Origin of the sequence: Pedobacter steynii (genome assembly GCF_900103665.1) — a bacterium.
In the GTDB taxonomy this organism is placed as follows: Bacteria; Bacteroidota; Bacteroidia; order Sphingobacteriales; family Sphingobacteriaceae; genus Pedobacter; species Pedobacter steynii.
Genome location: NZ_FNGY01000007.1, coordinates 426,979 through 439,903 on the forward strand (window position 1 = coordinate 426,979; position 12,925 = coordinate 439,903).

Genomic DNA, 12,925 nt, shown 5'->3' on the forward strand with positions numbered 1-12,925 from the left:
CATTCAACAACAGGCTTTAAATTTCCCGCAGGTCTTTTTTGTCGTAAAAGAAAGAAAAGTACAAGAGATAACCCAGTAAAATCAGCAGGCTATAAAGCAGGTAGTAATGTGCCAGGACGATAAACATGCTGACAAAAAAGAAGCCGAGTAGCCATTTCAGGTATTGGTCCTGGTCGAGTTTTACCTGATACAACATCAATTGCAATCCCATTAAACCGGATAAACCAAACAGCAGGCCATAGCCAATATGCAGGGGTTGATATCCTGTTCTGTGTATATAGAAAATGATCTCGGGAACAAAGAGCAACAGGAGCACAAAGATGCGTTGCCCCATCCTGGAGCTTAATGTGATGGGCAGGCTTCGGACAAAAGAAAGGCGGTCGACCTCGTTTTTTAAGAGCGCATGAATGAGCATACTGTGGGCAAGTACTGCTGCCAAAATCCCGATCAGCGCTACACGAATATCTCCGGACACATCGGCGAATACCCACATTACGGCATTAAAAAGGGCGAAGGATAAGACTTTACTCCCAACCAGCATCAAGGTTTGCTCTTTCAGCAGGTAATAAAAAGGCCATGTCCAGTAAGGCTTATTCCATCGGGGGAGGGAGGTTTTTAAATAAACCTCAGCTGGAACATGGCTATAATTGATGATCCGGAACATGTATCCGGATACGGCAAACAATAAGGTCAAAATACAAAGGAGAACCGCACAAACACTGATATAATAAGCATAAACCATGCCTATATAGATCAGGGGAAAGGCGTATAACAGGATTGGCAGAAATAATACGGCATACAGCTTCAGCCATAGTTTAAACTGGGTTTTCCGTGTTGCGGTCGCCAGGAGGAATACAAAACGATAACTTTCCAGTTTCAGTTGTTTCTTTACGAAAAACAGGCATTTCAGGAGATATAAGGCCCAGCAGCTAAAGACCAGAAAAAGAATAAGCGGCGAAGAATAAATCAGTAACATCAGGGTTTTATGATAGCTGATGAGCTGTGAAGCCTCCACAATTCCAAACAAAAGGTAGAAAGCAAACAGGAATAAGCCGCCATGTGAGGCGTAAAACGCTTTACTTAAAGTCTTTAGGAATAACTTTAACATGCTTCTATTTTCCTGTCCTTAATTTGAAATGTCGCTTTAAGTGTTAACTGACCAGCTTCCAGCTCCTGATGGGAAGAGAGCAGGAAGCTACTCCCCTTCTCCCGGTACTTGTTGATCAGTCTATAAAGGACCTGAGCGGAATCTGCATCTATGGTAATCAAGGGCTCATCGAGGATATACAACTGAATATCACCTGTAAAAGCACAAATAAGAGAGAGTTTTTTGAGCATCCCACTGGAATATCCCCCGATCTTATTGTTCATAAAGGCGGTCATCCCGAACTGCTCAATGATGTCCTCAGCCGCCAGGCGATCTGCTTTTCTTACCGCAATATGGTAGTTTAACAGTTCGTTTCCGGTAATAAATGAGGGATATTGAGGCTCAGCTTCGGCATAACTGATCATTGCCCGATAAGCAACAGGTTCTTTTTTCAGGCTGATTTGATTTAAACTGAGCTCCCCTTTGAATGACGTTTGTCCGGAGATCACCCTGAAAAGTGTGGTTTTTCCGGTCCCATTTCCCCCTTTAATCCAGTAAATACCTGAATCCAGGCGCCATTTCTCAAAAGAAAGGATGGTATGATCTCCGTATTTCTTCTCTATATTCTCTAAATCTAAGCTGATCACCCGGTATATTTTTACATTTAGATACACAGCGCATCGATATGTTACTGATGATATCGCTACCTTTGCAAAAATGCCTGCAAGAACATGATAGAAATAGGAAGATATAACGATCTCAGAATTATAAATAAAACCGAAAACGGCCTCATACTTACCGAAGGCGAAAAAGAAGTGCTGCTCCCATATGTAGATGTGCCTAAAAACATCGAAATTGGAGAGAATATCAATGTTTTCGTTTATATGCACAAAGATGGCAGACTAATGGGGACGACAAAAAGACCTCTTGCCTGTGTAGGAGATTTTGCCTACCTGACGGTTGTTGATGATGGAGAAGATGGTGCATTTATGGATCTGGGCCTGGACAAAGACATCTATGTTCCTCAGCGTGAGCAAAAACGCCCGATGTTTAAAGGGGAAAGCCACGTGGTTTATGTATACCTTGATGAAAGTAACGACCGTATGGTTGCTTCTTCCCGTTTAACGAATTACGTTGAAGATCAAGACATTGACCTTGAAGAAGGTGATGAGGTGAGTTTACTGATCGTGGATCGTTCTGACTTAGGTTACAATGCCATTGTAGACAATAAATACATTGGCTTGCTATATACAAATGAGCTCTTTGACCAATTAAATCCGGGAGAATTCAGAAAAGGATGGATCAAAAAGATCCGTGTAGAAGGAAAAATCGATTTGAGCCTTCAGCCAATGGGTTATGGCCATATCCTGGAAAACAAAGATGCCATACTCGACGAATTAAAAGAATGTGGTGGTGTGATCGCTCTTGGCGATAAAAGCCGGCCAGATGAGATATACGAACGCTTTAAGATCAGCAAAAGTGCCTTTAAAAAGGTAATTGGCGGATTATATAAAGACAGACTGATCACGATCTCTGATTATGAAATCAAACTTTTCGTAGATAACGAAGCAGATTAATGGCGCATAAGACCTTGCTTAAGGTCCTTGTCATTAAAAAGCCGGAAGCAGATAAAACTGCTTCCGGCTTTTTATTTTAGTGTACAAGCTCCTTTTCTTCCTGTTTTTCCTTTGTTACAGGAGGGTCGGCTATTTTCTTTGATCCCGTTAATGGCACCTTTGCGGTCTTTTTCTTCTTTTTAAACTTCCTGTTGTACCAAATTATACATCCGGTGACCGGTAAACTGGCAGAGATTAAACTGGCCAGAAAGGCAAGAATCTTTGTGGGAATACCCAATATCACACCAATGTGCAGGTCATAGTTCATCCGCCTGAGCTTGTCTGCAGCACTGGCATCGTCATATCTTCCTGAAAATGGAGAACCATCTGTAATGGGCTTTAGGCTCAGCTGGTCAAAGTTATAACGGTTGGTTTTATACAATGTTCCCGCCTTCAGGTAAACTACAAAACCAATGGCATCTGATGGTTTTTCGGGTAATGAAACCAGGATATTTTCCGTCTGATCTGAGGCGACAATCCTGCTGTAAAGGCGATCTACATCTGTTGGTTTAAAAGTTCCTGTTGCGGTAGTGTCCGAAAGTGCCCGCTTAAACTCCTTCATAGATTTACCTCCGGAGCTGAGCCAATACAGAGATTTACTATACCATTTATAACTGTAAACGAGTCCGGTCAGGGATATCATTAACAAGAAAAGAAAGGTATAAAAGCCGAGTACATTGTGCAGGTCGTAATTTTTCCGCTTAAAACTGGCATTCCACTTAATTTTAAAGCTTTTATCACGAATAGATTTGATCCATTTCTTTGGCCACCATAAGATGATACCAGAGCTCAGTAAAAGGACAAAAATCAGCACTGCAGCACCTACAATAGGCCTTCCAATAGGATAAGGAAGCCACAAAGCGCGGTGTCCGTTTAAAATAAAACGGAAGAAATCGGGATTGCTTTTCCTGTTTTTCTTTTCCGTATGAATCAGTTCCCCGGTGTATGGGTTCATAAAAACCACCACACTAATCCCCTTTTTCCGGTTAAAATTGCTGACGGTAACCGCTTCATCTTTTTGTCCGTAACGAATAGAATTGGGCTTTAGGCCCCCCATTTGCGCGGTAGCCAGACCGGTCAGCTGTGTAGGAAGCAGGAAAGCTTCCTGTTGAGGTTTTACATATTGCCAGGGCTCATATAAGCTTCTGATCTCTTTTTCAAATACATAAATACAACCGGTAATGCTGACTATGAACACAATAAGGCCCGAACCAAGTCCGAGCCATAAGTGTAAGAATGCATTGATTTTCTTAAAATTCATTATTTAAATTTATAGGTAGCCGTGATCCTTGCATTTCTTGGCATATCATAAATCCAGGTATAGTATCCTGCCGGAGTTGCAGCTGCAGTTCCCTGAGTAAACAACTTACGGTCAAGCAGGTTATTGACAACAGCAGAAATATTGAACTTTCCTTTTGAATAAGAAAGACCAGCATCAAAACGGATGTAATCGGGAAGATTTGACTTCGTAAATCCACTTCCGGCAACACGTTTTGCTTGGTACTGATAACCACCGGACAATCCGAAACCATTCAACAATGCACCCTGTTTTTTAAAGCTGTAAGACAACCATCCATTGGAAATATGCTTCGCCGCATTGGCTACATAAGTTCCTTTAAGGTTCTTGATCACCGACTCGTCTTTAGTTACTTTAGGATCGGTGTAGGCATAATTTAAAGTCACGTTTAAACCTTCAACTACCTCTCCCACTACATCAAACTCCAAACCTTTAGACTGGATTTGACCCAGCTGTACTCTCCAGTTCTGCGGATCGTTCGGATATCTTGGATCCTGCGTTAACACATTCTCCTTAACGATTCTGAACGCGGTAACGGAGGTATTCCATTTTCCATCAAACCAATCTTTTTTGATTCCGATCTCCATATTGTTTCCTCTGACCGGCTTAAATACATTTCCTTCTTTATCAGCACCTGATTGAGGAAGAAAACTTTGATCGTACAGGGTGTAAACAGACATGTCTTTAGTGATAGAATAACTCAAACCAACTCTTGGGGAAAACACATTATCAGAGATCTGTAAGGCATTTGTTTTTCCAACAGTAACCGCATGGGTAAATCTGCCTGCAAGTGTCAGGCGTAACTTTTCTTCTAAAAAGCGAAGCTCATCCTGAAGATAAACTCCGGTATAAGTCAGGTTGGTTGCATATACATTAGATCCTGAACGGACCTGTATGCTCCTTGACCTGTCAAGCACCGGGATATTTGCCGCAGGTATTCCATAAACAGGGTTGTAAATATTAAATGGCGCATTCCCCGCCAGTTGAAGATCAGCCGTTCCGGAGCTGGAAAAATCACCCCAGGTCTTCAGGTTACCCATATCCAGTCCTGCTAAAATCCGGTGTACCACCTGTCCGGTTTTCAATTCTCCGAGCAGGCTAAGCTGTGCATTCTTATTAATGGCCAGTTCATCACCGATATTGTAATATCTTCTCATGTTTCCTGCATCATCCAAAGAAGAAAGCCAGACAGATCCGCCCTTCAATCCGTAATTCAGATAACCCAGCTGTGCATTGAAAGTCCAGTCTTTGTTTAATTTATGATTTAGGTAAAGGGTAATGTTATGGTCATTTAGCTTTTGGGGATCCAATGCCGGGTCGCCCAGGAAAAAACTTGGCGGAACATCTCCAAATCCCTTTTTAGAAAAACCGTAGTTTCCCAACGCCTGTGCTTCTACATGCTGATGGGTGTATTCCGCCGTAAATTTAGTATTGCTGTCGATCTGGTAACTGATCACAGGTGCAATCACATATTTATCATTGTAATTGTATTTATTAAAACTACCTTTTGTCTGTGCTGCAGCATTCAGGCGGAACAACAATTTACCATCTGAACTGAGCTTCGTATCCAGATCTACCGCAGCACGGGCAAGGTTATAACCGCCTGCACCGACACTCACGGCACTATTGTTCTGACCGGTAGGCTTCTTGGTGACGATATTGTATATTCCTCCGGGTTCGCCCATAGCCATCATAAAACTAGCCGGGCCTTTCACAAATTCAATACGGTCTATTGTGGCGATATCATCTGCGAGGGGCCCCCATGGGGTCTTCATATTCATACCATTACGAAAAGCGGGAATGCTGGTACCACGCATAAAAATGTTAGCATATTGCGCATCCCAATGCCCTACCCTTAGCGCACCGCTGACATTCCTCGTCACACCGTCTACGATGTCAAAAGCCACCTGATCAGCCATGAGCTGGTTGGTCACTACGCGGATATTTTGTGGCAATTCCAGCAATGGCGTTTGTAAACGCAATGAAGAAGAGACTTTATCTACTTTAAATTTCTTTTTATGACCTGATATCTGAACATCATCCAGCTGAGACGAATTCTCTTTCAGGGAAAAATCGACAATAACGGTTGACTTGCCGGTTACTTTGATTTGTTTTTCTTTTGTAAGGAGCCCAACTCCTGAAACAACTATGGTATGTGCTCCCACAGGAACTTTTCGGATGTGGTATTCACCATCTTCGTTAGTGATCACACCAAGTGAGGTACCGGCCAGTTTCACGGAGATATTGCTGGCTACATTTCCATCCGCCGTAGTGATCCGTCCTTTAATACTGCCGGTTTGCTGCGCAAATACACCGGAGCTGAGTAAGAGAAAAAATAAAAGATTCAGTAAATATTTTTGCATACACTAAACTTATTAAGATTAATTATAAATAAAACGCAAAGAAAGCTAAATGTCCCTTAGCTTCCTAATAATATTTTAAAAAACCTTTTAGCGTATTGCTTTTGTCCCGAAGCTCAGCGCAGCAGGACAAAAGCAATAGTGTACCTAGACTTTAATGAGCTTTGTACTTCCGTTTTTAAGGAGGTATTGTTTGACTTTCCCCTCTTTTTTGATATTGATCCGCATATAGTTCCTGCCGACTCTGGAGATCTCGATATCGAAAGTACTTCCAAAAGAGTGAATATTGCGCAAAGCCATCTTATCCCAGCCTTCCGGCAATCTTGGGGTACAATTAAACCGATCAAAACCTACAGGACGAATCCCGAACAAACCTTCGGTAAAAACCCGGCAATACAGACCGCTTTCTGCGGATAAATGTCGTTGTCCGCCTTCCGGAAAGGCTTCTACAGGGTATGGAACGTGTTCACCGAGCAAGCGCCTTCTGGAATAATACCTGAGGTAAGCCATGGCTTGTTCCGTTTCTCCGGCAGAGAGAATCCCCCTTAAGGCGTATAAAGTGGCCCGGTCCCAAAAGGTTTTATCTCCGGACTGGGTCAAGAGGCCGTCCTGGGTAAATAAACGGGAGGAGAACAATGCCTTGATGGTGCCTTCTTTCCGGTCTTCAATCCCGACAGTAAGCGGCATACAGATCCAGGAACGAAGCACCTCATTGCCTTTATAATACCTGTAGGTATTGAATCCTTCCACATTGGCAGAAAAATACCGACTTATCGCAAGCCTCAGTGCTGCCGCCTGTTTCCGGTAAGTCTGTTCCATTTTTGCACCTTTATTGAGCAAAGGAGCAAGTTCCGCAGCCGAGATTAAAGCATCATAATATAAACAGCTGGTTGATAGGTTGGCGTCTCCGGCAGGAAATCTTCCTTCCAGCTCATCGCTTTTAGATGCCACTACCCCATCTTTATTCAGCTTTCGTCTGGAATATTCCAGGCACCATTCAATTAAAGGCCACAATACACGTGCGGAGTCGATGTTTCCGTTCGCAAGGGCATATCTGGAAGCTCCGTATGCAATCATTGCCTGATCACCACGATCGCCTGCCCCGTTCCAAAAACCATCTCCTTCTGCGATGATGGAGCTTGGAATGGGCTTGTATTCAGGGTTCATATAGGCGGCAAACATGCGGTACGAATTCATAGCCGATTTATTCCCCAGGTCATCACCTAAAAATGCAAAAAAGGGATTTACATACTCTGCCTGGTCATTTGCCCAGATAGCGGCGTAATAAGAAAGACCGCCGGGACCGTGCATCAGGCCCCCTTTAGTGTTAAAGATACTCTCTGTCGCCCTGAGCTTAGCAAAGGCAAAAGCAGTATTTAAAATGGGTTCCGGAGTGATCAGCTGTAATTTTTGGGAGATTTCTCCGATGCGGGTCTTTCTGTTTGATTCTTCCGCAAGCATATCAACATCAACTGCTGCTACTGCATTGGCAGCGGCCTGATAAGTGATGGAAAAGCTGATGGAATCGCCAGGTTTAACCAGTTGTTTTCCACTTGTAGCGGAGCGGAGGATAAGGTGGTGTGGCTTCAGGTAACTTCTGGAAGTATCGATCAGAATGTCCCGAAACTGATGGTCCATTGAAATCCGGACCGGCTTAACACCTTGATTTACAAAGACGAGCTGTTCTACGGCCATCGCTTCTGCGATCGAAGGAAATAATGTTCTTTTCAAGGTAACAAGCCCTTTTTCGCCCACTTTACTGTAAACCTCCATCCTTCCATCGAGACGGATTCCCGTCAGGACATTTGGAAAAACTTTAAGTTGATGGCCGTTAAAGAGTTCCTCTTTCATCGGTTTTCCATCTACAAAAATCTGTGGAAGTTCCTCGTCCCTGATCGTCTGCATCAGACTGGAATGGGTATCGTTGGGCTTCATTCTAAAGGTTGGAAATACCACAGTACGCTTCAAATGAAGCCTTTTTTCTGTATCTACTTCGTATTGCAGCCATAAAGAAACTTTCTGTCCGCTCATTTCAATATGATCAGTATGGGGCAAACGGTCTATAATCTTCCAAAAGATGCTGCCATCCTTCCCGATCTTCCAGCGGTCTGCCTGAACAGGCAGGTTCAATTGTTGGGCAAAAACCAGGTTTCGGATGGTCATCAGGACCAATAGGACTAGACAGATCCTCAACAGCTTCAATTTAATTTTCATTGGAGTATAATTTGATTTTTATCGGTTATGAAGCGATCATAAGCATATTCATTGCTTTTTGTAAGCGGTATGCTTATGACGGTTTCATCAGCATATGTCTTTTAAAGGTTATGAAGCGATCATCAGCATTCCTGTTTGATATGCAGTACGCTGATGATCGTTTCCTCATTTCAATGTGTTAAAATCAAGACTGCTTCTTTATCAGTCTGAACATCAGCGCGTCATGTGCAGCGATTTTACCCTTGATATTTTCCTGTGTACTGCCTATATTTTTGTGTTTCCAAAGATCCCTGACCTGATAGGATCCGTCAATTTTAAACTTTCTGATCGTTGCTTTGAGGTCCTGATTGAGCTGAATTTCTTTATCTCCACGGTTGATAAAACAAAAGGCATAATCGCCTTCTGCCAATGGTTTAAACCAGATTTCAAGGTCTCCATACTTCATCCATCTGATGGCGGAGATCCCGAGTTTATCCTGATCAACGGCGATAACTTCTTTATTGGTCAACATTTTCAGGGTTTCGTCCGACATCGTTCTAATGTCGTTCCCGGCGATCAATGGGGCAGAAAACATGGCCCACATGCTAAAATGAAGCCTTTCCTCGTTTTGTGTAAGCACACCATTCCCTACTTCCAGCATATCCGGATCATTCCAATGACCGGGTCCGGAAAAATCGCTGATATCTGTATGAAGGTCAATGATTTGTAATACTCCCAAGCCTCCCCAGTTATTTTTACAGTCGAAACAATTGATGATATCTTCGGTTGTTCTCCAAAGGTGCCCAATATTTTTAGCCCATTCCCAGGGCTTATTTGTCCCCCATTCACAAATGCTTAAGACCATTGGCCGCCCGGCTTTATAAATGGCGTCTCTCATTAAGGTATAAGAGGCCTCTGCGCTCTGTTTGCCATGGTTACACCAATCATATTTCAGGAAATCTGCACCCCATTTCGCATAGGTTCTTGCGTCCTGAAATTCATAACCTCTGCTTCCGGGTCTCCCCTGACAGGTAGCGGTTCCGGCATCTGAATAAATACCGAATTTCAGTCCTTTAGAGTGGATATAATCGCCAAGACTCTTCATTCCTGAAGGAAAACGTTCGGGATCTGCGAGGATATTGCCAGCACTATCCCGGCCGATTTGCCAGCAGTCGTCCACCACAATATACTCGTAACCTGCGGCTTTCATCCCATTACTGGCCATTGCATCGGCCACTTCTCTTATGATCTGTTCGTTGATTTTACATTCGAACTTATTCCAGCTGTTCCAACCCATTGGTGGTGTGTTTGCCAGGTTCTCAAATTTCTGAGCATGCAGGACTAAACCTGTAAAGCTCAGTATCAAAAATAATATTTTTTTCATCAGAATATATATATTTAGCGGTTATAAAGGAACCATAATCTTGATATTCATCTCGTTGCGCGATCTGTAAGCTCATGATGGTTTCATTGGTATGTAGTTTCGTTTAATGGTTAGGAAGCGATCATAAACCCATTTTTTACGCATAACATTGCCTGTGCAATAGCCTGCGCCATTACTGGTCGTTAACTGAAAAATGAAATTGTTAAAGAGATTTCCGCCTCTTGAGTACAGTAGGAATTACCTCTTGGATCCTTTCCTGACCAATGACAAATTGTGCAGCTTTCTGCGCCATCAGGTTAAAATCCGTGGAGTAAGTCGTAATGCCACCACAAATGATTTCCTTAATGGGATCATCATCCTGAGATAAAATACCGACTTCCTTACCTAGGGTAATGCCTTGATTTTCACAATCTTTAAGCATCATCCACAACTGCCTGTCGTTACAAATAAAATAGACTTTCCCCTGCTCAACTGAACCTGGCAGATATTCCTTTTTCACCTGATATTTGATGTCATAATCCTTCACAAACCTTTTAAAGGCCTTCATGATTTCAATCGGCAGGTCTGAATTGGGCCTGGAAAAGAAGACCATTTCATCAAATTTTCTGATCGTATCCAGCAATTCGACAAACACCTGGTAACTGGATTCCTCAAATTCCTGACTGAGGTAGGAAAAATCCCCCTGCATGGACTCAAAACGGTCAATCATCAGCATTTTTTGAAGTGGAAGCAGCTTTAAGATCTTTGCTGTTTTGGGATGAGGCATCGGCGTTACGACATAGATTCCATATTTTCCGCTGATGTTATTGATGATGCTTTCAAAAGTATCAATATTCTGGTGATGAAAAAAGACGTCGATATGAACGTTTGGCACGAGAAGGTCTCTAAAGGCATTGTAAAAAGTCTCCTGAATGGAATCAAAGGCGTATAAGACCAAAGCAACCTTTAAAGGCTGACCGGTATCTACATTAGAGATATAATAGCCCATTCCTCTTTTAGATTCTATAATTCCACGCTCAATCAGCTCCTTATAGCCTTTCACAATGGTTTCCCGGGCAAATCCGGTTTCCCTGATCATGACATTTACAGAAGGAAGCTGATCTCCTTTCACGAGGATCTTGCTGTCAATTGAGTTAATAAAGCCCTGAACCAATTGCTCGTGTTTAGAATAACCCGGAATTACTTCCAATTCTTGTATTTTCTCAAAAACATTCCTCATATATCTTTTCTAATTGCCGGCCTGATGTAGGTCTGGAAAACAAATTTAACATTCCAATTATTAAAAACCGTACAGCATTTGTACACTGTACGGTTTTTCTTCAGTATATCTATTTTTTTAGGTGATGAACCTTCCTATTGATAGCCAGGATTCTGGGTTAGCAATTTATTTTTTTGTGTTTCATATTTAGGAATAGGAAACAAATAATGGGCTTCCAGGAATTTACGTGGCTGCAAATCAAAGTAAGCGTAACTAAAGGAACCATTCTGGTTTTTAGTAATGTTCACTCCCCTAATTGCCTTATTCTCTGTAATTGCTGCAATTTTCCACCTGCGTACATCATAAAAACGGTGTCCTTCAAAGCACAATTCAATTTCCCGTTCGTGTCTGATGGCATCCCGAAGCGCGGTAGATCCGGCAGTAACAGGAGGCATATTTACGGAAGGTCTGCTGCGAACAAGGTTCAGATAGTTCCTTGCTTCCGGTTCATTTCCAAGTTCGTACTGTGCTTCTGCATAGTTCAAATAGACTTCTGCCAAGCGAAAGATGACCCAATTTTGTGTGCTGCCCGTTGCATCCATATCATGTGATTCATCGGCATATTTACGCCAGTTGTATCCCGTCAGACTGGCATTCCAATCTTCTACAGGACTTTGCGGACTGTCCAGTCCACCTTTAAAGTATTCGGCATTCCGTCCTCTGAAAGGCGTTCCATTGTAAAGAATCGTCGCATTGAAACGTGGATCTCTGTTTAAATAAGGATTAGCAGGATCATATCCTGATGCCGGATCACTGATCATCTTTCCGTTTTTCATTTCAAAATCATCCACGAGGTTCTGGGAAGGTGCATATACAGACCATCCATGGTATCCATTTGGCGCAATCATGACATCAAGCGAAGACTCCCAATCCGTGCCATTCATGCCGTAAGACATGATGATTTCGCGGTTAAACTTCTCTAAAAACAGTTGTTTATAGTCTGATCCGGTGTATAGGCCAAAGCCGGGTGCATCCAGCATGGCTTTGGTGGCATCAGCTGCTGCCTGCCATTTCGCCCGGTCGTTAGATGGGTTGTTCAAGGCACTTGCGGCGTACAATAAAGCTCTGGATTTCAAGGCTAAAACTGCTCCTTTTGTTGCACGGCCAAGGTCTTTGCCACTGTAACTGTCTGGCAACATGGGAATCGCTTCATCGAGTTCCTTTACGACAAAAGCCAAACATTCGGCGTAAGTATTTCTTGCCGCCAGGAAATCCGTATCGGAAAGGTTATAGACTTTAGTGATCAGTGGCACACCACCATAGCGGGAAATGAGGTTAAAGTAACACCAGGCCCTGATAAACTTCATTTCGCCGGTCATCCTTTTTTTGATTCCCTCATCCCCTTTCACTGCTCCTATCTTTTCGAAAAAGGAGTTACAATCCCGGATAAATCCATAATCCGGAGTCCAGCTGTCCATAGAAAGGTTATCCGGACTTATTTCGCCTTTATTCCATAAAAAGACACTTTCATAGTTAAATTTAGAATATCCTTCATCGGATGCGGCGGATAACCCCGGGCCGTTTGCGGCAGCTCCCCAGTTGTAAAAATGGGGTAAAGCGCGGTATTTGGAGTTGATAAAGGTCTGTACCAGGTTCAGATCTGTCCAGACATCCAGCTCGGAATAGGAATCCAGGGGCTTTCTATCCAGAAAATCCTTTTTACAGGAATTCAGGTTCGTTAAAAGCAATAAGCCCAAAAAGCATATAGATATAGTTTTCATCTTCATTAT

The 12,925-nt window shown here is 42.8% G+C and carries 9 protein-coding genes; 1 reads left to right on the top strand and 8 read right to left on the bottom strand.

Going from position 1 to position 12,925, the window contains the following annotated elements; translation table 11 throughout:
- Positions 1-16: 16 nt before the first annotated feature.
- Entirely contained in the window at positions 17-1,108 is a 1,092-nt protein-coding gene (locus tag BLQ87_RS20965) for a hypothetical protein (RefSeq protein ID WP_074610628.1), read from the bottom strand.
- Positions 1,102-1,734: an ABC transporter ATP-binding protein gene (locus BLQ87_RS20970; RefSeq protein WP_172664920.1), complete on the bottom strand. Its 633-nt coding sequence runs from the start codon at positions 1,732-1,734 to the stop codon at positions 1,102-1,104. Before BLQ87_RS20970 ends, BLQ87_RS20965 begins: the two co-directional genes overlap by 7 nt.
- 84 nt (positions 1,735-1,818) lie before the next feature.
- Between BLQ87_RS20970 and BLQ87_RS20975 the strand changes: the two genes are divergently transcribed.
- Entirely contained in the window at positions 1,819-2,664 is an 846-nt protein-coding gene (locus BLQ87_RS20975; protein WP_074610630.1) for a CvfB family protein, read from the top strand.
- 76 nt (positions 2,665-2,740) lie between these two features.
- Here BLQ87_RS20975 and BLQ87_RS20980 read toward each other — a convergent pair whose 3' ends face one another.
- The 6 genes from BLQ87_RS20980 to BLQ87_RS21005 all read right to left on the bottom strand — a co-directional run bounded on the left by BLQ87_RS20980 (position 2,741) and on the right by BLQ87_RS21005 (position 12,916).
- Positions 2,741-3,964 carry a PepSY-associated TM helix domain-containing protein gene (locus tag BLQ87_RS20980; protein ID WP_074610632.1) on the bottom strand — a complete coding sequence of 408 codons (1,224 nt, stop codon included), beginning with the start codon at positions 3,962-3,964 and terminating at the stop codon, positions 2,741-2,743.
- The gene (locus tag BLQ87_RS20985; RefSeq protein WP_074610633.1) at positions 3,964-6,363 is read right to left on the bottom strand and encodes a TonB-dependent receptor; all 2,400 of its coding nucleotides are present in this window, start codon (positions 6,361-6,363) and stop codon (positions 3,964-3,966) included. Before BLQ87_RS20985 ends, BLQ87_RS20980 begins: the two co-directional genes overlap by 1 nt.
- Before the next feature lie 144 nt (positions 6,364-6,507).
- Complete coding sequence (locus BLQ87_RS20990; RefSeq protein ID WP_143010510.1) at positions 6,508-8,574, bottom strand: glucosidase family protein; 2,067 nt, start codon at positions 8,572-8,574, stop codon at positions 6,508-6,510.
- 184 nt (positions 8,575-8,758) lie between these two features.
- On the bottom strand, positions 8,759-9,937 hold the full coding sequence (locus BLQ87_RS20995) for a glycoside hydrolase family 27 protein (protein WP_074610635.1): 1,179 nt from the start codon (positions 9,935-9,937) through the stop codon (positions 8,759-8,761).
- A 202-nt stretch (positions 9,938-10,139) separates the two neighbouring features.
- Positions 10,140-11,156, bottom strand: a complete 1,017-nt coding sequence (locus tag BLQ87_RS21000) for a GntR family transcriptional regulator (protein ID WP_074610637.1) — start codon at positions 11,154-11,156, stop codon at positions 10,140-10,142.
- A 134-nt stretch (positions 11,157-11,290) separates the two neighbouring features.
- Positions 11,291-12,916: a RagB/SusD family nutrient uptake outer membrane protein gene (locus BLQ87_RS21005; protein ID WP_074610862.1), complete on the bottom strand. Its 1,626-nt coding sequence runs from the start codon at positions 12,914-12,916 to the stop codon at positions 11,291-11,293.
- Positions 12,917-12,925 lie beyond the last annotated feature (9 nt).